The organism is Bradyrhizobium sp. in8p8, assembly GCF_000426845.1.
In the GTDB taxonomy this organism is placed as follows: Bacteria; Pseudomonadota; Alphaproteobacteria; order Rhizobiales; family Xanthobacteraceae; genus Bradyrhizobium; species Bradyrhizobium japonicum_C.
In genome coordinates, this window is sequence record NZ_AUGD01000002.1 from 458,457 (window position 1) to 474,461 (window position 16,005).

General features: G+C 63.1%; 19 protein-coding genes. 13 read left to right on the forward strand and 6 right to left on the reverse strand.

Annotated elements, in window-relative coordinates:
- Positions 1–25 precede the first annotated feature (25 nt).
- The 7 genes from K408_RS40230 to K408_RS40240 all read left to right on the forward strand — a co-directional run bounded on the left by K408_RS40230 (position 26) and on the right by K408_RS40240 (position 4,422).
- Complete coding sequence (locus tag K408_RS40230; RefSeq protein WP_024338013.1) at positions 26–838, forward strand: hypothetical protein; 813 nt, start codon at positions 26–28, stop codon at positions 836–838.
- Positions 822–1,394 (forward strand): TRM11 family methyltransferase, encoded by a 573-nt coding sequence (locus tag K408_RS40235; protein WP_024338014.1) that lies wholly within the window; start codon positions 822–824, stop codon positions 1,392–1,394. Before K408_RS40230 ends, K408_RS40235 begins: the two co-directional genes overlap by 17 nt.
- Positions 1,387–1,944 carry a hypothetical protein gene (locus K408_RS0107620; RefSeq protein ID WP_024338015.1) on the forward strand — a complete coding sequence of 186 codons (558 nt, stop codon included), beginning with the start codon at positions 1,387–1,389 and terminating at the stop codon, positions 1,942–1,944. Before K408_RS40235 ends, K408_RS0107620 begins: the two co-directional genes overlap by 8 nt.
- Positions 1,941–2,384, forward strand: a complete 444-nt coding sequence (locus K408_RS0107625) for an ASCH domain-containing protein (RefSeq protein WP_028145828.1) — start codon at positions 1,941–1,943, stop codon at positions 2,382–2,384. The genes K408_RS0107620 and K408_RS0107625 overlap by 4 nt, the downstream gene beginning before the upstream one ends.
- Positions 2,377–2,541 (forward strand): hypothetical protein, encoded by a 165-nt coding sequence (locus K408_RS41975; protein ID WP_155248318.1) that lies wholly within the window; start codon positions 2,377–2,379, stop codon positions 2,539–2,541. The genes K408_RS0107625 and K408_RS41975 overlap by 8 nt, the downstream gene beginning before the upstream one ends.
- 177 nt (positions 2,542–2,718) lie before the next feature.
- On the forward strand, positions 2,719–2,931 hold the full coding sequence (locus K408_RS44260) for a Lar family restriction alleviation protein (protein WP_080654839.1): 213 nt from the start codon (positions 2,719–2,721) through the stop codon (positions 2,929–2,931).
- Positions 2,932–3,183: 252 nt separating this feature from the next.
- Positions 3,184–4,422: a tyrosine-type recombinase/integrase gene (locus K408_RS40240; RefSeq protein ID WP_024338018.1), complete on the forward strand. Its 1,239-nt coding sequence runs from the start codon at positions 3,184–3,186 to the stop codon at positions 4,420–4,422.
- A gap of 297 nt (positions 4,423–4,719) precedes the next feature.
- Here K408_RS40240 and K408_RS0107645 read toward each other — a convergent pair whose 3' ends face one another.
- Positions 4,720–4,977 (reverse strand): hypothetical protein, encoded by a 258-nt coding sequence (locus K408_RS0107645; protein ID WP_024338019.1) that lies wholly within the window; start codon positions 4,975–4,977, stop codon positions 4,720–4,722.
- A 66-nt stretch (positions 4,978–5,043) separates the two neighbouring features.
- Positions 5,044–5,994: a DUF2778 domain-containing protein gene (locus K408_RS0107650; RefSeq protein WP_035697948.1), complete on the reverse strand. Its 951-nt coding sequence runs from the start codon at positions 5,992–5,994 to the stop codon at positions 5,044–5,046.
- 191 nt (positions 5,995–6,185) lie between these two features.
- Between K408_RS0107650 and K408_RS0107655 the strand changes: the two genes are divergently transcribed.
- Entirely contained in the window at positions 6,186–6,626 is a 441-nt protein-coding gene (locus K408_RS0107655) for a DUF1810 domain-containing protein (protein WP_024338021.1), read from the forward strand.
- Positions 6,627–6,716: 90 nt separating this feature from the next.
- A complete protein-coding gene (locus tag K408_RS0107660) occupies positions 6,717–8,798 on the forward strand; it encodes a methyl-accepting chemotaxis protein (protein WP_024338022.1) in 2,082 nt (693 codons plus the stop codon).
- A 30-nt stretch (positions 8,799–8,828) separates the two neighbouring features.
- Here the strand turns inward: K408_RS0107660 and K408_RS0107665 are convergent, their stop codons facing one another.
- Both K408_RS0107665 and K408_RS0107670 read right to left on the reverse strand, forming a co-directional pair.
- A complete protein-coding gene (locus K408_RS0107665) occupies positions 8,829–9,419 on the reverse strand; it encodes an NADPH-dependent FMN reductase (protein ID WP_024338023.1) in 591 nt (196 codons plus the stop codon).
- Positions 9,420–9,472: 53 nt separating this feature from the next.
- Positions 9,473–10,417: an AraC family transcriptional regulator gene (locus K408_RS0107670; protein ID WP_024338024.1), complete on the reverse strand. Its 945-nt coding sequence runs from the start codon at positions 10,415–10,417 to the stop codon at positions 9,473–9,475.
- A 298-nt stretch (positions 10,418–10,715) separates the two neighbouring features.
- Between K408_RS0107670 and K408_RS0107675 the strand changes: the two genes are divergently transcribed.
- Genes K408_RS0107675 through K408_RS0107685 form a run of 3 tightly spaced genes read left to right on the forward strand, consistent with a single transcriptional unit; the run spans position 10,716 to position 13,324 of the window.
- The gene (locus K408_RS0107675) at positions 10,716–11,825 is read left to right on the forward strand and encodes a DUF2336 domain-containing protein (RefSeq protein ID WP_024338025.1); all 1,110 of its coding nucleotides are present in this window, start codon (positions 10,716–10,718) and stop codon (positions 11,823–11,825) included.
- Positions 11,822–12,154 carry a PilZ domain-containing protein gene (locus K408_RS0107680; protein WP_024338026.1) on the forward strand — a complete coding sequence of 111 codons (333 nt, stop codon included), beginning with the start codon at positions 11,822–11,824 and terminating at the stop codon, positions 12,152–12,154. The genes K408_RS0107675 and K408_RS0107680 overlap by 4 nt, the downstream gene beginning before the upstream one ends.
- Before the next feature lie 51 nt (positions 12,155–12,205).
- Entirely contained in the window at positions 12,206–13,324 is a 1,119-nt protein-coding gene (locus tag K408_RS0107685; RefSeq protein WP_024338027.1) for an HD-GYP domain-containing protein, read from the forward strand.
- A gap of 448 nt (positions 13,325–13,772) precedes the next feature.
- Here the strand turns inward: K408_RS0107685 and K408_RS0107695 are convergent, their stop codons facing one another.
- On the reverse strand, positions 13,773–14,450 hold the full coding sequence (locus K408_RS0107695; RefSeq protein ID WP_024338029.1) for a nitroreductase: 678 nt from the start codon (positions 14,448–14,450) through the stop codon (positions 13,773–13,775).
- A gap of 114 nt (positions 14,451–14,564) precedes the next feature.
- Between K408_RS0107695 and K408_RS0107700 the strand changes: the two genes are divergently transcribed.
- Positions 14,565–15,527, forward strand: a complete 963-nt coding sequence (locus K408_RS0107700; RefSeq protein ID WP_024338030.1) for an alpha/beta hydrolase — start codon at positions 14,565–14,567, stop codon at positions 15,525–15,527.
- A 2-nt stretch (positions 15,528–15,529) separates the two neighbouring features.
- Here K408_RS0107700 and K408_RS0107705 read toward each other — a convergent pair whose 3' ends face one another.
- Complete coding sequence (locus K408_RS0107705; RefSeq protein WP_024338031.1) at positions 15,530–15,994, reverse strand: cupin domain-containing protein; 465 nt, start codon at positions 15,992–15,994, stop codon at positions 15,530–15,532.
- Positions 15,995–16,005: the final 11 nt, after the last annotated feature.

Consider the following 16,005-nt stretch of genomic DNA (forward strand, 5'->3'; position numbering starts at 1 on the left):
GCACCCAGCAGAAGAAAGACAGCCCGTGACTGATCTGCTTGATCATATTCCAGGCAAACCCGTTTCCGCTGCGGTGACGACCGGCGCAATCATGGTCGCGCTGCGCGAGCGGTATTGCTCCCCGGAGTTTTCCTTCTTTGAGGAGGTCGGGGATTCCGGGTCTGGTAGTGGTGTCTATGCGGATGGCGTCGCCATCAACATGTGGGCCTCGCGCGGCTATGCCATTACCGGCTTCGAGGTGAAGGCCTCTCGGTCGGACTGGCTCCGAGAGCTCAAGAAGCCGGAGAAGTCAGAGCCGATCCTGTCGAAGTGCGACTATTGGTATTTGGTCGCGGCTGAAGGCGTCTATCAGGATGACGAAGTCCCGGTGAATTGGGGCATTCTCAGCTTCAAGGATGGCAAGCTGCGCGAGAAGCGTAAAGCCCCGAAGCTGGAGCCGAAGGACATCACGCGCGCCTTTGTGGCTCAGATGTTCCGCCGCGGCCACGCCAAGGAAGAGCGGGACATCTCGGCTCGCGTGGCGAAGGCGCTCCAGGCCGATCGCGACGCCTACCAGAAGCGGGTGGACGAGACTGTCGCGCGTAAGACGCGGGAACTGCGAGAGAAGGCCGAGAAGTGGGAGCACTTCGTCAAGCAGGTTGGCGAGCATGAATGGGTGGCCGCTGAAGATGTCGTGCAGGCCGTGAAGGCGGTGCAGAAAGCCGGCGTGACTGGCACCTATCACGGCATCGCCAATCTGCTTCAGCAGATGCGGCATTCGCTGAAGGGGCTGGAAGAAGCTCACGCCAGCCTGTCTCACATGGACGCTGACGGAGGGGGTAATGTCGCAACGCGATAGCGGGTATGAGCGGAAAGAGCGGGATCTGTACGAAACGCCGGCATGGGCGACCGAGGCCCTGCGCCCTCACCTCCCGCGCATGCCGAAATTTATCTGGGAGCCGGCGGCCGGCACCGGAAAAATGTCTCGCGTGCTTGAAACGTGGGGGTGCAGAGTGGTCTCGTCCGATATCGAGCCGAACCAGCTTTGCTACCCTGCCGACTTCCTAAAGTGCCCAATTCACGACGGGGTCGATGCGGTCATAACCAACCCGCCGTATGAGCTGGCTACCGAGTTCGTGCAGCGAGCCCTTGGCAGCGTCGGACGCGGGATCGTGGCGATGCTTCTCCGCACGGATTTCGATCACGCCAAAACGCGCCAATACCTGTTCGGCGGGCATCGGGCCTTTGCGAAAAAGGTCGTCCTTACGAAGCGCATCAAGTGGTTCGAGGACTCCAAGGGTCAGCCCAGCTTCAATCACGCTTGGTTCATTTGGGATTGGCAGCACGAGGGGCCGCCGACGCTGGCTTATGGCCCATCGCAGGCACTCGCACAGGGGGAAGATGTTCATGACTGATACTGTCAAACATATGTGGGACCAGGTCGAGAAGGCCCGCGCTGATGGCACGTTCTCGTCTGAGCATGCTGCCGTACCTGCCCAATGTGATGCGGCCAGCGCCAAACTCCTGGCTATCGCGAATGATCTTGAGGCTTGTCAGGTCTTCTATGGGCCAGCCGCGACAAAACCGACCGACCTTAAGTTTGTCGCCGGGTTCTGCATCTCCGAGAAGGATCAACCGCTGATCGTGGGCGCACTTCGTGCCGCGGCCAGAAGTACACCGGCAGAGGTCGTGCACCCAGACGACTTTGCGCAATTCCTTCGCGATGTCGAGCGCGAGCAAGGCAATTGCTCGGACGAAGACACTTGGCTCGGATACCGCCAGACCGCAGAAGCCATCCTCGAGAAATTCGACGTCAGGCCGAAGCACTCATCGACCGTGAGTCCTTCCACCGACATCTGCGGGTGCGGGAAACACAAGCTCAACTGCACCTATCCCTATCACCCATGTCACAGCGTCGCGACTGCTCAAGAGCACGCTCCGCATGAACGAAAGGCTGACGTATGATCGATTATCAGGAATTGGCCGATCGTGTAGGCCGAGGAGAGATCAAGGCGCTCTCGATAAAGCAGCCCTATCCTCATCACATCTTCCACGATGGTAAAGATGTCGAGAACCGGGATTGGCCGACGAAGGGCCGCGGCTGGTTCATCGTGCACGCCGGCATCAGCAAGAGCGAGATTGACAAGGAAGATCCGCTGGAGACCGCCATGCCTCGCGGCGGCGTTGTCGGGATGGCCCGTATCGTCGATTGCGTCGAAAAGATGGATAGCAGCTGGTTCTTCGGTCGGTACGGTTTTGTGCTCAAGGATGCATTCTCTTTGCCGTTGATACCCTGCCGCGGCGCGCTCGGGTTCTTTCACCTCTCGCCGGAGACCTGCCAGCACGTCGCCACGGCGATCCGCGCGCATTCGCCCCTCCCACAGGTGAGGCAGCCCAATGATTGACGTCATCCAGGCACTGACGGATGTCCTCAACGAATTGCGCATGATGCCGGAGACAAACTCGGCTGCAATCAAGCTGATCGAGCAAGCTCGTGTCGAACTGTACACGCAGCGCGACAAGCGTTCACCCATTTCCCATATAAGCGGGGCTAAGCCGTGACCGAGCAAACTTGCCGCAATTGCGAATACTTCGATGCGTTCGGGACGCCGCCGAAGTTTATAGAATCTGAGTTTCGTGGCGACTGTCACAATCGACTTTCGCCGTGGTTCACGCCGATGGCAAAAGATTCATGCCGGCACTTCTACCTCAATTCGACGCTTTCCCAGGGGCGAAGCCATGACTGAATTGTTGCCATGCCCTTTTTGCGGATCGGAGGCGATCGAGACCTCACATCCGTCCTGCGATTGTTGCGGCAAGGCATGGAACGGCGAAGTTTGCTGTACGAAATGCGAGGCGAGCGTTTCGCATCTTGACACCAGCGCAGAGGCGATAGCCGCCTGGAACAGACGTTCGCCCCTTCACGAGATGAGAGGACCTAGCGACCAATGACGATGCCGAGCCCCGAGACCTTGGAGCGCGAGAAGGACAAGCTCTATCTCACGGATGCCGAGATGATCCGGCGGCTAGGCGTGCCTGAGAAAATGTTGCGCCCTCTCCTGCCGGCGCTTGAGGCCAAGCACGCTTTTCCGAAGAAGTCTGCTTTCTTCGGGGATAGACGGTACTGGCCCGCAGTGAAAGCTTGGCTCGACAAGCACGAAGGGCTTACACTCCCCGACGCCGTATCTAAGGGGAGAACGAGGTATGGATAAACCGAAGATTGAGGGCGCTCCCGGCCTTGTCTGGCGCCCTCGGAAAAGCGCATGGGTTGCCACCTGGCAGGCGCGATCTGATCTGATCAAACTCGGATTCATGCCGCAGACTGTGCAACTTATGTCATTCGACAAGCCGCCGACCGAGACAGAGGCGAAGCACGTCAAGGCGAAGTGCGAGCGGCTTCAGGCCGAAATGCTGATGTTCTCTCGCGCTGGCGAATTTGTGGTGCCAGAAGGCGTCCGCACTGTGCGCGAACTGATCAACAAATATCAGACGGACACGGCATCGCGGCACGTCAAGAAGCGTTACTGGACGCGCCGCAACCACGATAGCGTCCTGAAGAAGATCGTTGAGACGCACGGCGATGAACAGATTTCAGACATCAGATTCAAAACGCTCGTCAATTGGCACGACGAATGGAGCGAGCAAGGCCAGAAGCTGACCACCGGCCATAGCTGCATGTCCCTGCTCCGCAGCTCGTTCTCTTTTGGGATGAGCATCTTGGAGGACCGGGAATGTGAGCGAGTTCTGCCCCTCTTCCGAGAACTGCGGCTGGAGAGCGGCGGCGAGCCGCGCGAGGAAGCGATCACGGCCGAACAAGTGATTGCACACCGCGCCAAGTGCCGAGAGATCGGTTATTTCTCGATGGCGCTCGCGCAAGCCTTCCAATTCGACTGCATGTTCCGGCAGAAAGACGTAATTGGTGAATGGATACCGCTGGACGAGCGCGAGGTCTCCGACGTGATCCACCGCCGCCGCAAGTTGAAGTGGGTCAAAGGACTTCGCTGGGAGATGATCAGCGATGACTTCATTCTGACCAAGGTCACGAGTAAGAAGGGTAAGAAGATATCGATCGATCTCAAGCTCTGCCCTATGGTGATGGAGGATTTGCAAATCCTGATCGCCTTCCTCGGCGGCAAGCCGGCCAAGGGTCCGGTAGTCGTCCTGGAAAGCACGGCACAGCCGTACAGCGCAGAGTTCTTCCGGCAGACTTGGCGCAAGATCGCTCGCATCTGCAAAATCCCTGACAACGTCCAGAACCGGGATAGCCGGGCTGGCGCGATCAGTGAGGCCACGGAGGCCGGCGCCGAGCTCGAACACGTCAAGCACGCTGCGACGCACAGCAACATCAACATGACCGAGCGCTACGCTCGGCTGAGGGACAAGAAGATCCGGAACGTCCAGCTTATCCGGCTGGAAAAGCGGAACGGAACGAAAACAGAATGATGGATGACTGACATGCTAACTGACTGAGATCCGTCGCAAAAATTTCCTCAGTATTTGTAATTACTTACAATCTACACCGCACCTGAGGAATGTACGGCGTTTCATGATGAGGCTCTCCCTGAAAGTCAGTTTCAAACTTATGGACTTGCGGTCGCGGACCGTTTGCCCGTTCCTGTAGCGGAGTTCAAGATGCGAGGAGAAGGCCTGGAGCGCGGGCGGACGCAAGCGCAGGGCTATCGATCCGCGGCAACCCCTTCCCGGGCTGCATCCGGGCCGAGACTGTGAGCTGAAAAGCCCTCAAAGCAGCTTGGCACTCACGAACAGCGCCCGCACGGCGTTGGTTGCCTGCACGGCCAGCATGGCGTTACCGGCAGCACCTTCCAGGGCTGCGACGGCGTCCTCGTGCAGGGAGCGGAATTCCATCCACTCGACCGACTTGAAGTTGGTGAGGAATTGATAGGCCTGACCGACGGTCGCGATCGCCAGCGTATCGCCGTTCAGCTTGATCTTGAACGTCGTGCGCAGCGGTGTTTCGGAACTTGAGGGATCACTCATGGGCTGCTTCTGGACGAGGACGGCTTAACGAAGGGGAAACGGCAGCCCCGCCGTCGCAGGCGAATATCAGGAATCGGTGCTCGCGCGCTGCGAAGCGGTCGTCGCGCCGCGCAGGCTCGGCACCACGACCAGGCGGTTGAACTCGCCATTGTCGTAGGCCTTGAGGAAACGATCATAGTCCTTGATCGAGACGCAGCCGTTGGAATCGCCGCGCGGTCCGAGCAAGTAGCTGTGCGTGAGCAGACCGACACGGCCGAGCGCGCTGGTGCCTTCGACCGGAGTCATGCGCAGCGCACGGACGCCGTGGAACGGCTTCTCGCGCGGCTTCAGGTCGTAGGTGGCAGGCGGTGTCGCGCCGACCATGCGCCGGTCGACATACTGCGGATCATCCATCAGCGCGCCCAAGCCGGAATGCGCTTCCAGCGTGACCCCGCTCGGCAGATAGACCGCCTTGGCCGAGATGTCATAGACCGCTGTCCGCGAATCGTAGCCGAGGGCGGCGAGATCCGGCGCCTTTCCGAACAGGCCGTCGCTGGGCGTCAGTGAGGCCAGCTTGATCTTGTCGGTGAATCTTTCGAAGAAATTGCGGTTGTCGGCCCGGGAACCGGTATCGGCATAGGCCTGACTGGAGGCGATCTGGGCGGCCAGGTCCGCCTGGACCGGACGCGAGCGCGGCATTGGGATGGCGTCGGCACGGTGCGAGGACCTCCGCTCGTCCTCCGCGCTCCCGTCGTCGTCGGTCAGCATCGAGCGCCAGTCATCGCCCTGGAGCTTCTGCGCGAGCATCGCCTTGGCGTCCCGCAGCTTCAACTGGACCGCATTCACGGTGGAGCGCTCCAACACCCGCAGGCCGAGCTCGCGTGGCGTCGGGCTGCCGGACGCCGACGCGAAACGGTCCTCGAATGAAGGGGCATTGGCCGGCGGCAGCGCGGCGGAGACCAACGGACTCGAATCGCCGATATCCGCGACCCAAGCGGCAGCACCCAATGCCAGCGCGACTGCCGCCAGAGACAGCAGAATCGTCTCGGCCCGCCCGACACGGCGGCGCGACAACAGCCTCTCGGCATGTGCTGCGTCGGAAACCATCAGATCCCCAAATCGACCCCCGGGGGCTACCCACCCCCACCCGGAGAGACTCTATACCAGCTACCACATTGGGAGCCAAAAGTTAGGCATAATCGCGGCGCAAAGGCCTGCCAAGGTATCCAATGACCGACCCTTTCGATCTAGAACGCTTTGTCCGAGCCCAGGACCCGGTCTATCGCGACGTCCAGGGCGAGCTCGGCCGGGGACGAAAGCAGACTCACTGGATGTGGTTCATTTTCCCGCAGGTCGCCGGCCTCGGCTTCAGCGCCATGTCGCAACGCTACGCGATCGGCTCCCGCGCGGAGGCGAAGGCCTATCTCGCCCACCCCGTCCTTGGGGCGCGCCTCATCGAGTGCACAAGGCTCGTACTCGCCGTCGAGGGGCGGACCATCAACGCGATCCTCGGGGCTCCGGATGACGCCAAATTCCGCTCGTCGATGACGCTGTTCGGTGCGGTGTCCGACGAGCCGATCTTCGATCAGGCGATTGCCCGATATTTTGCGGGCGAACGCGACCGCGCCACGCTGGAGATCCTGTCCAAGCTCGACCGGGCACCCGGCTGAGTTGATCGGACCTGCAGCGTAAACCCGCGATTAACACGGACCGCCTAACGTCCGGCGAAATATAGTTCTCCGTCAATTGCCGGACAGATCATGAAAATCGGTACGCTCCTGACCAGCGCCATCGTCTCGCTCTCGACCGTGGGCGGTGGCCTCGCCGTCTACGTCGCCGTGACGAAATACCAGACCATGGAGCGGATCAGCGAAGCCGAGGGCCGCCTGGCGATCGTCCGCGCGGTCAGCGACATCCCGCGTTACCTCAACCCCGAGCGCGGCTTTGCAACCAATATCCTCTACGGACCGGCCACCGTTGATCCGGCACAGCTCTCCGGACATGACAAGCTGCGCAAGCAGACCGATGGCGCCCGCGACAAGATGAATGCTCTGCGCAAGGAGCTGCCGGGCTCGCTCGACGACGGCAACGCCATCGGCACCGAGATTGACGCCATCAACTCGAAGTTCACGGCACTGCGCGAGGCCATCGACAAGGCGATCGCAGGACCCGCGGAGGCACGCAAGGATGCCGCCAGGAAGGTCGTAGCCGACAATGCGGTGCTCAACGCCGGCGTCACCGCCTTGCTGAACGAGCAGGTTCGCCGCATGGCGATCCTCAACGGCGATGCCTTCCGCCAGGCCAACTACGCCAACATCGCCATGACGCTGCGCGACATCGGCGGCCTCAATGCCAGCGTCCACAAGAACCTTGTTGGCGGCAAGAAGGTTGCAACCGACGCCGAGAAGGCGGACGTTGCCCGCATGCAGGGTCGAAGCGACCAGATCGTGATGGCCCTGATGGAGCTGCGCGGCCATCCGGCGACCCCGGCCAATGTCGGCGCAGCATTGGAGGCCATGAATTCGCGTTATGTCGAGGAATTCGGACGCGAGCTCAAGATGGTCAAGGACGGTGCCATCAGCGGCAAATATGAGCACGACGTCGAGACCTATTACGCAGCCTCACAAAAAGGTCTCGGCTCGATCATCGGCGTTCGCGATGCTCTTTACGACAATGCCGAGCATATCCTCGCCGACGCTTCCTCCGCCGCGCGCACCAGCTTCACGATCGCGCTCGCGGGCCTCGTCGCTGTGCTGATCGCGAGCGTCGGCCTCATCGTGATGGTTCGCCGCCGCGTCTGCGCTCCGATCGTGACCCTGACGACGCGGATGTCGCGGCTCGCCGACGGCGAGGTTGCCGACAGCATCCCCGGCGCCGAGCGCTCCGACGAGATCGGCGCAATGGCGGCGGCGGTGCAGGTGTTCAAGGACAACATGATCAGGGCTGACCGGCTCGCGGCCGAGAAGCAGGCGGAGAACGACGGCAAGATGCGCCGCGCGCAGGCGCTCGACGAGCTCACCCGCGCCTTCGAGGCCAAGGTCACCGAGCTGGTCGGCGGCCTGTCCCGCGCCTCGGCGACCATGGAAAGCACCGCACAGTCGATGACCTCGACCGCGGCGCAAACCAACAGCCAGGCCGCAGTGGTCGCCGCCGCGTCCGAGCAGACCTCGACCAACGTCCAGACGGTCGCCAGCGCCACCGAGGAGCTGACCTCCTCGATCGCCGAGATCGGCCGCCAGGTCGCGCAATCGACCGAGATCGCGGCCCGCGCGGTCGACAACGCCCGCCGCACCGGCGACACCGCGCGTACCCTTGCCGAGGGTGCCCAGAAGATCGGCGACGTCGTCACGCTGATCCAGAGCATTGCCGAGCAGACCAACCTGCTCGCCCTGAACGCGACCATCGAGGCCGCCCGTGCCGGTGATGCCGGCCGCGGCTTTGCCGTGGTGGCTTCCGAAGTGAAGTCGCTGGCCGGCCAGACCGCCAAGGCCACGACAGAAATCTCCGAGCAGATCACCGCGATCCAGACCGCGAGCGACGAGACCGTCGCCGCAATCCGCAACGTCGCCGAGGTCATCAGCGAAATCGACCAGATCGGCACCGCGATTGCCGCAGCGATCGAGGAGCAGGGATCGGCCACCAAGGAGATCGCCCGCAGCGTTCAGGAAGCCGCCCGCGGCACCCAGGAGGTCAACACCAACATCTCGGGCGTACAGCGCGCCGCCGATGACACCGGCTCGGCCGCCAGGGAAGTGCTGGGCGCAGCCGAACAGCTTTCCACGCAGTCGCGCGACCTCGCCGGACAGTTCGACCGCTTCCTCAGCGAGGTCAGGGCCGCCTAGGAGGGCGGATTCGTAGCCCGCAACGCGACGTCAGTAGGGCGGCGCCTTGCGCGCCCGCTGCGCTTTCGCCGCCTCGATCCACCAGGTGAGATCGTCGGCAAAGCGCGGGAACGAGCGCTCCAGCGCCTTGCCGCCCTCGCCGATCGGCTCCCCCTCCGCCGACAGCGTCTGCGCGATCGGGCCGACGCCAATGGTGCTCGACACCACCACCATGCCCATCTCGGACAGCGTGCCGTGCCATGCGGTCGCGGCACGCGCGCCGGACAGGCGGCCGGCGGAATAGCTCACGATCGCGGCCGGGCGCCAGAACCACTCTTCGAGGAAATGGTCGGTGAGGTTCTTCAGCCCCGGCTGAATGCCCCAATTATACTCGCCGGTGACGAAGATGAATCCGTCGGCATCGCGGATCTGCCCGGCCAGCTTCTCCATCTCGGCGGGCGCCGAGCCCTTCGGGTACTCCTTGTACATGCGGTCGAGCATCGGCAGGCCGATCGCCTTGGCGTCGATGAATTCGACGTCGTCGCCGCGGTCGCGCAGCCGATTGATGACGAAATTCGCAAGGCGGATGCCCATGCGGTCGGAACGGTATGACCCGTAGAGGACGAGGATGCGGTTGCTCATGACCAAACGGTAGCACGAAACCGTCGCCCGGCCCTACTCGATTTTCTGGCGCGCTATCGGCCGCGTCCGCGCTCCAGCGTTTGCGACGGCGTCTCTCCGAACTGGTTGCGGTAGCTTCGGGAGAAATCGCTCAGATGCCAGAAGCCGAACGCCAGCGCGACCGCCTTGACGCTCTCGGCCCCGGCCAGAAGCTGCCGGCGCACCAGCCACAACCGGCGCAGGCGCAGGTAACGGTGCAGGCTCATCCCGCGATAGCGGCGGACCACGTCGTGCATGGTGCGAACGGACAGCCCCAGCTTCTGCGCGATCTCGTCGCTGTAGATCGGCTGCGACAGGTCGGAGAGCAGCGAGCGGATCTCCTGGAAGATCCTGAAACTCCGTCCGTCGTTTGGGGCCAGCGTCCAGCGGGCCGAAACGACGCTGTGGAGGGCTTCATCAACGGCTGCGAGCAAGGACTCCCTCATCGCCGCGCCCTTCAATGAAAGCTCCGGCACCTCCACGGGGCCGGCGGCCTCGGCCAGCACCTCGCGAACCACGCTGCGCAGCCGCTGCAAGCCGTCCGCGGAGATCTCGAAAATCTTGAAGCTGGATGGCGTAGGCGGCCAACCACGTCCCCCTACCTCCGGCCTGAAAACCACCGAGGCGATTTGACGCTGCACCTCCTCGATGGTGGTGTAGCCGGCGCCACTGCTGCCAATGACCACGACCGGTCGCGCGCGTTGCGAGCCGTTGAAGCGGATGGGCACGTTGAGGTCGTCCATCGTGAAGCCAATCGCCGTGCAATTCTCCACGAGCTGTGCGTCGACCACCCGAGGAAAGGCGTGCGTCAGATTCACGTCGCAGCCGGGTAAGGACAGGATCGTCTGCTCGGCCGAAATCTTCCGTACGAAAGGTGTGAATTCGAAATTCAACCCGCGTATGGCGCTTCGAAATTCGTCGACGTCTGAAAAACGAAACGTTTTGAGTGCCGACCCCGGCACATCATCAATACTGTTCATGGCGAGATGAACCGCGGCGCCGCAATTGGCGCGCGTCCGGCGACCACGCCGGTTAGCTTCCCCCTTCGGCTTTACGCTAGGCCCGATAATCAATCTTAACTTGTCCTGAGCAATTGGCGAGGGGGCTAATTGCAGGGACAAGCCGGGGCGCCCCGTCTCGCCGAATTTCGATAGCGTTTTTGGCTCCCCAGACGGTGCGGCGATACCGGAGCCGTCGGTGCCTAAAATTCAAATTAATGTCCGTGAGGCTGAATGACGTCGTTTGATCGTCAAGTTCATTTCAATTCAGGCTGCTGCCATGAAGGCAAACTCGCCTACTGATATTTTGGTCGAATTGGAAGATGCGGTAGCAGCGTGTCCGCTCGACCGCTGCGCCCGCATCCTGTCCGGCATTGTGCAGTTGCTCACCGGCAGCGGCGACCGGTCTCAGGAGCTGCTCGCGGGAGTCACCGATGGTGTGCTGCTGCGACTGACAGACCGGGTCGAGGCCGTTGCGCTTGTTCAACTGAGCCATGCGCTTGCCGAGTTGAAGGCAGCTCCGCCGCAGACCTTACGACGTCTCGCCTCACACGACGATCCGGACGTGGCCTGTCCAGTCCTGCTCAAATCACCGGCCCTGTCCACCTCGGATCTCGAGGTAATCGCGACCTCGCGCGGCAGGCGGCAACAGCTCGCGATCGCCGCTCGCGATTTGATCGAGCCGCCACTGACGGGGGCGCTCGTCAAGGCAGGCGACCGGGCCGTCCACCTCGCGCTGATCGGCAATGCAGGAGCACTGTTCTCCGATGCCGGCTACGCTGCGCTCCTCGAGAAGTGCGCCGGGGACGACGAGCTCACGAAGGCACTGGCGCTCAGGCCTGACACGCCAGATCTGGTCGTGCGGAAACTGCTGTCGGCCGCACCGGATCCGAACGCCCGCAGGCAGCCAGAGGCGCTCCCGGTCTCGCGTCCAGAAGCTGCCGCGTCGATCGCCCCCAAGCTGCCCTGCGCGGCTGACTACGCAAACGCGCGGCCCGAGATCGTCGCACTCAACCGCATCGGCAAGCTCAACGATTCCACGGTGAACCGCTTCGCCATCCGCGGCGAGACCGCCAATCTGTTCACGGCTCTGTCGGTGCTCTCCGGGGCTCCGATCGAGATCATCGAGCGCGTCATGACCGATCAGGATTGCGAGGGCTTGGTCATGGCCTGCCGGGCTTCGCGGCTGAACTGGCAGACGACGCTTGCCATCCTCGGCAACCGCAGCGGCACGAGGCTCTCCTTCGCCGAGCGCGAACGCGCGCAGCACATTTTCGAGACCCTGCTTCTCTCGACCAGCCAGTGGACGGTGCGATGGGGTGAAATCGCCGCAAATGCCAAAGGGAGCAGTCGGGAAAATCGCGGCGCAAAAATGGGAGTTAGGCGATGAAGTTCGACGGCCGCAAAGCTTCGCGCGTGCGGATGGACCACAGGCATCCCGTCAACCTCATGGGCTCCGACGGCACATGGCGGCGCAGCTGCGTTCTGCTCGACGTGTCGCAGACGGGCGCGAAAGTCGAGGTCGAGGGGACGCTGGACGTGCTCCAGGCGAAGGAATTCTTCATGCTGCTATCGTCGACGGGACTGGCCTATCGGCGTTGCGAGCTCGTCTGGATCGACGGGACCACGGCGGGCCTTCACTTCATCACTGCAGATGGCAAGAGGAAGCCGGCGAGCGGACCGGCGGCCGCGGCGCAGAACTCCGATCATCCCAAATAGGCAGAGAAGTTCATCCGGGCATATTGCACTTCTGGGATCACAGGTCGAACCGTGCAGAACGCGCGAACCATCTCAAGGCCCGTCGACCGTAACGGCATCCGCGAAGGTGAAGCGGCCCGCCCCTTCGTGCATGTGCTGGCCGATACCTCCGACAAGCTGGCGGGCGTGTGCTCGATTCTCGAGGAACGGTTCTCCGTCGCAGGCGAACGGCTGGACGCCGAGGCCAAGCTGTCACAGGTGCCGTCCGCCATCGTCATCCGCGCGGAGCTTCGCGACGTCGACAACATCGCGGCCATCAAGAAGCGGGCGGGCAAGCTGGCGAAAGCGAGGAAGCGAATCTTCCTCCTGGAGCACGCGTCTCACGTCGGCGTTTCACAGGCCTACGCGCTGGGAGCGACGACCGTGTTGCCCGGCACGATCAACCGGATCAAATTGCTGTCCGCCCTGTCCGATCCGCCGGCTCGGTCCTCCGCGTCAGCAAGCGAAACTGCGCAATCCGACGATGCTGTCGAGACTGCGGCAACCGCGATCGCCTCGATGTTCACGGCGGTCACCCTGGGCCAGCCGCTCGATATCGACGGCACCAGGGAAGCCGGCCGCCAGATTGCCGAACGCATCACCGAACATGGTTTGTCGGAATGGCTCACGACGGTGCGGCGCCACCACGAAGGAACCTATCAGCATTGCCTGCTCGTGACCGGGGTCGCCATCGACTTCGGCCTGAGCCTCGGCGTCAGAAGACCCGATCTGGAGCGCCTCTACTCGGCGGCCATGTTCCACGACATCGGCAAGGCGCAAATCCCGCTCTCCCTCCTCGACAAGCCGGGCCGCCTCGATGCGCAGGAACGCGCCCTGATCGAGACCCATCCGGCCGCGGGCTACGAGTTTCTGAAGGGGCACGACAAGATCTCGCCGGAGATCCTCGATGCCGTTCGTCATCATCACGAATATCTCGACGGCAGCGGCTATCCCGACGCCCTCTGTGCCGATAGCATCGGCGACATCGTGCGGATGCTCACGATCTCCGACATCTTCGCAGCGCTGATCGAGCATCGGCAGTACAAGCCGACCATGCCCCGCGCGGAAGCGTACGGGATATTATGCGGGATGACCGGAAAGCTCGAGAAGGCGCTGGTGACCGCGTTCAAGCAAGTCGCACTCACGAGGTGAGTGCCGCCGAAACCAGCTTGGGCATGATCCGGAAAGTGTGCAGCGGCCTTCCGGAGAGATTGTGCTCAAGTAACAACTCAAAGCGAGATGCCTTCCATGATCTCACGGCGCTTTAGTGCGTCGCACGATATCTGGCGCGGCGCCGAATGGACCGGCAGGCCAACCCCTCGGCCAGCAGCTTCATGTCCTCGTGCCTGCCGCTACGAATGAGGCGGCCGAACTCGTCGGGTGTGAAAGGAAGACTCGGATCATCATCGATCGGACGCCGCATCCGCGGGCCGAAGAACCGCCGAACCAGGCTAGCCAGCCGCCGCATGTCAAATCCCTCGCGCCAGCAACAAACCTCTCACTCCGGACATTGTTCCTCCTGCATCTTCGAGATTGCAAGAGGCCGCTCGCAGCGCCGCACCGAAAATTTCGGCCGGAGAATAATCTCCTCCTGCTCGTGCTAGTCGGCAAAACCCACGTAACGCACGAACTCGTCGTTGTGCTCGCGGTCCGAGCGCACGGCATTCGCGGCAAAGCCGTCGTCCGGATAGCCCGTCGCGACGCAGGTCATGATGACCTCGTCCTCCGGAATCTTCGCGACCTCGCGCACGATGTCAGAGCGCATGATGCCCTGCCCGTTGATGACGGAGCCGAGGCCGCGGTCCCAAGCCGCGAGCACGATGCCGTAGCAAAGCGCGCCCAGGTCGAAATGGCAGACTGCGCCCGGATCGAGCACGCGGTCGTAGGTCAGGACCAGCGAAACCGGCGCGTCGAACTGGCGGAAACCGCGCAACACCCAGTCCTGCCGCATCGGCTTGTCGTCTCGCGCGATTCCCATCGCGCCGAACAGTTTCTTGGCGATGTCCACCTGCCGCGTGCGGTGCACGCCCTGGTACTCGCCATGGCTGACGATGTCGCGCTTGACCTTGGCGCCGCCCACCATCTCCTCCATGTTGCGGCGGCGCAGCTCTTCCAACGGACTGCCGGTGAGCACGTGGACATGCCAGGGCTGGGTGTTCATCGACGATGGCGCGCGCTTGGCGCTCTCGATGATCGCCTCGATCACCGCGCGCGGCACCGGGTCCTTCCTGAAACCGCGTACGCTGCGGCGCGATTGGACCAGCTTTTCGAATTCCACTCGTGAACCTCCCTGCCCGTTCGTCCGGCATGGCACACGGCCGGTTGCCGATGTCCCGCGCAAAACCTATGCTAGCCCGCAAGCAAGACCAAGAACCTCGCGAGGAGACCCGCCATGGCCGCGCCGCTCGATCCCGTCATCGCCCAGATCATCCCGCTCATGCCGATGCGCGATCCCACGGTCATGACGCCACAGAGCGCCCGCGATTCCTTGCGCGCACTGGCTGCCTCGCGCGCCGCCATCCCGCCTCCGCCCGTCGACAGCGTGCAGGACATCAAGGTGAAGGGCGGTGCCGGTCCGCTCGACGCACGGGTCTATCGGGTCGGCGCCACGCCGGCACCGACCGTGGTGTTCTTCCATGGCGGCGGCTGGGTTGCGGGCGATCTCGAGACCCACGACCGGCAGGCGCGCAACCTTGCGATCGAAACCGGCGCGGTCGTGATCTCGGTCGACTATCGTCGCCCACCCGAGACGCGCTTTCCCGGCGCCTTTGAGGATGCCTTCGCCGCTGTGAACGACGTCTTTGGCCGCGTCGCGGAATTTGGTGGCGATGCGCGGCGCCTCGGCGTGGCCGGCGACAGCGCCGGCGGCAATCTGGCGGCGACCACTGCGATCGCCTGCCGCGATGCCGGCATTAGGCTCGCCGCACAATTGCTGGTCTATCCCGTGACCGATGTCCTCGGCCGTTACGCCGATCCGCAAGAGAACGCGCGCTATCCATCCCGCGCCGAGAACGCGGAGGGCTACTTTCTCACCCGCGCAACGATGGAATGGTTCTGCGGTCACTATCTCGCCGATGCCAACCACGCCACCGATTGGCGGGTGTCACCGCTCCGCGCACCCTCCCTCGCCGGGGTCGCGCCGGCCATCGTGACCACCGCCTGGTTCGATCCCCTGCGCGACGAGGGCGCAGCCTACGCCCGGGCCCTGGAAGCCGCCGGCGTGCGCGTCAAGCACCATGAAGGCCCCGGCCTGATCCACGGCTATTTCGGCATGGGCGATGCCTCCGACGTCGCGCGCGCCGAAGCGCAGCGGGCGCGAGCCGAATTCAAGGCGCTGCTCATCCGGGGCGCATAACCCTAGCTGGGAGATCTCCGCTGGGCGCCGGTGTGCCCCCATATCTCGTCCCAGTCCTGGCCGGCCGCATCGACCACGCGGCCGTCGGCTTCGAAGAACTTGTTCGGCACCTGGAAGATCGCAAGGATCAGGGCGCCCTCCGGGCACCAGGCGGCATGCCGGCTGCCCGCCTCGCGCCAGATGAATTCGCCGGCCTTGCAGGCGATGCCCTCAGCCGGGCCTTCCTTGTCGACGAGCGCGCCTTCGATGACCCAGCTTTGCTCGATCCCGACATGCTCGTGATCGGGCAGCACCGATCCCGGCGCAAAACGCATCAACGCAGTCATCAGCCCGCTGCTGCGATCGAACAGCAATGTCTTGGCCTCGCACCCCGGAAAGCGGGTCTTTTGCCATTCCATGTCTTGGGGGCGAACCAGATGAGAATGCCGGTCGGCGGATTGTTGGCCTTTCGCGATCGTGGCGTCCATGACGATGCTCC